3 protein-coding genes and 1 tRNA gene are annotated in these 2,331 nt (G+C 34.7%); all 4 read right to left on the bottom strand.

Features of this window, described 5'->3' with window-relative positions; genetic code table 11:
• Positions 1–165: 165 nt before the first annotated feature.
• A complete protein-coding gene (locus GMA13_RS10480; protein ID WP_255884519.1) occupies positions 166–729 on the bottom strand; it encodes a flavin reductase family protein in 564 nt (187 codons plus the stop codon).
• A 63-nt stretch (positions 730–792) separates the two neighbouring features.
• The gene (locus GMA13_RS10475) at positions 793–1,398 is read right to left on the bottom strand and encodes a flavodoxin family protein (RefSeq protein WP_370687091.1); all 606 of its coding nucleotides are present in this window, start codon (positions 1,396–1,398) and stop codon (positions 793–795) included.
• A gap of 101 nt (positions 1,399–1,499) precedes the next feature.
• The gene (locus tag GMA13_RS10470) at positions 1,500–1,769 is read right to left on the bottom strand and encodes a hypothetical protein (RefSeq protein WP_370687090.1); all 270 of its coding nucleotides are present in this window, start codon (positions 1,767–1,769) and stop codon (positions 1,500–1,502) included.
• A gap of 249 nt (positions 1,770–2,018) precedes the next feature.
• Positions 2,019–2,095 (bottom strand) — tRNA-Pro (locus GMA13_RS10465).
• Between the last annotated feature and the right edge of the window lie 236 nt (positions 2,096–2,331).

Raw genomic sequence — 2,331 nt, 5'->3', positions numbered from 1 at the left:
TATCGTATTCAAACAAAAACAAAACTGACTCCGCTAGAAAAACGAAATCAGTTTGTTGCTTAAATTTTAATTTTAACTACATCAAGTAGGCTTTTTTGTACTGTCTGCATAACTTGGGGCAGTTCAATAAAGCTCAATGGGATTTTTTTATTATCAGCAATCTTATTATTTTAATTGCAATCCGTCTTTAAAGGCATTTCCTACTCTTTCATTAACTTTATAATAACCGTGAGTATATGGATCAAAAGCAATGGCATTTACCAAGGAAATATCCACCTTGTCGCCATTCATAACACTTTCATCTGCAGTAACATTTACCACCTTTGCTACTACTCCACATCCATACTCACCACTTTGATATTCGATAAATTCGCATTCCATACAAAGTGGGAATTCAGTAATAATAGGAGCATCAATATTTTCTGATTTAACAGCTGTAAGCCCGCTGATTTCAAACTTATTTTTCGTATCATTCCCCGAAACAACTCCAAAATAATCAGCCTCAACAATATGCTTTGCATCTGCTATGCTTACGGTGAATGCCTTTCTCTCTTTAATGTTCTTAACGGTTTTATGAGTTTCTGTTAGATTTAAAGCAACGATATCTCTGCTTATCATTGTTCCCCATGCTGCATTCATTACATCGATAGTACCATCGTCATTATAGGTTGCCACCAATAATACAGGCATTGGAAATATTGCCTCTGTAGTTTTAATATTTTTTCTCATAAAAAGTTCCTCCTTTATAAAAATAAAATTTACTGATTATTTCGTTATTCTGCTATTATTAAATCATCTGATAAAATGTGTTGGAGTCCATTGCTCTTTTTCAGGCAGACCATATTGTTCTTTACCAAGAGCAATGCTCTTTATTAAGAAAGACATATTTCTTGCCAAAGCCCTCATAGTCTGCATACCTTCTTCATCAATTTCTGCCTGTCCCTTTTCTCTGCCGTGAATACTGTTCCAATACTGACTTGAAGCAATAGGCATATTGGCAATTGTAAAATACTTATTCAGTTCATCAAAGGTAGCAGAGCAACCGCCTCGCCTTGCACAAGCAACACTTGCTCCTACCTTCATTGTCTTGTCAAAATCAGTGCTGTAAAAAAGTCTGTCAAGGCAAGCGATTAGGGTTGCATTTGCAGATGCATAATATACAGGGCTTGCAATTACTAAACCGTCAGCCACCTGAAATTTTGGAGCCAGCTCATTGACAATATCGTCAAAAACACATTTACCCTTTTCAAAGCAAGTGCCACAAGCAATGCAACCTCTTATGTCCTTATTCCCTACCTGTACATTTTCTACAACTATACCATTTTCAGTAAATATCTTTTCCATTGCTTTAAGAACAATTGTTGTATTACCATTTATTCTCGGACTTCCGTTAAGCATTAATACCTTAAATTCTTTATTCAATTCAAACACCTCTTATACAAAAGCTCTCAAAACAATTATATAATTATAATATCACCATTTTAAGCTGTTGTCTATAATTATCTACCACCGGCACTGCCAAAAATTTCCTCTGTGTAGAGATATCTTCGCTTGTGGTCGTAAGTCATATATTCTTCTTCGCAGAGTTGATAGAAATCAGACATAATTGGAAAGTCGGACGGTTTCTTTGTGCTGTAATCGGTTGAGTCTGTAATGCCGAATCTTGCATATAACTTCATCAACAGGATTTCAATTGTATCAAGCTGAACATCGGTAAAGTCTTTGTAGGTTCTGAAAAAGTCCTTTAAGAATGCAATGTGCTGTGACAAAAAAAGCAACCGCTTTAATCAAAAAATTAAAACGATTGCCAAAAAAAGAGCCGAAATTATATTTCTATAAAATCGACTCTGTTATGAAATTTATTATATTTTAACTTTCCGTAGGTTCAAAACCATAAAATTGGCAAAATGATGATTTGACATCTATTGAAACCTATTGATAATTTTTGCTTATAAAACGCAAAAAAGCCCGATTTTATCAGGCTTTTCGGGGGTGACATCTTTCTTGTTACCCTCTTATGGTCGAGGTGACAGGACTTGAACCTGCGGCATCTTGGTCCCAAACCAAGCACTCTACCAAACTGAGTTACACCTCGAAATAAATTTATATTCTGAAACTAAACAGCTTTAATATTATAGCTCAAAAGAAGTGTTTTGTCAATTGTTTTTTACAATTATTTCTCGTTTTAATGTAGGATTACAATAGATGTGTTACAAAAAGCAAAAAAGTATAGCGAATAGAGACCCTCTGTGTTACAGTTAAGTTGCTAAACCAAAAAAGCAACAGGAGGAATCTATCCGCTATGAAAACTGTAACACAAACAATGAGGTA

Source organism: Ruminococcus sp. zg-924, assembly GCF_024433635.1.
GTDB lineage: Bacteria > Bacillota > Clostridia > Oscillospirales > Acutalibacteraceae > UBA7067.
This window is presented reverse-complemented; position numbering and strand designations above follow the sequence as displayed.

Bases quoted from the DNA above. Each gene is read 5' to 3' on its own strand.
- GMA13_RS10480 (WP_255884519.1), bottom strand. From the start codon at position 729: ATGAGAAAAAATATTAAAACTACAGAGGCAATATTTCCAATGCCTGTA.
- GMA13_RS10475 (WP_370687091.1), bottom strand. From the start codon at position 1,398: ATGCTTAACGGAAGTCCGAGAATAAATGGTAATACAACAATTGTTCTT.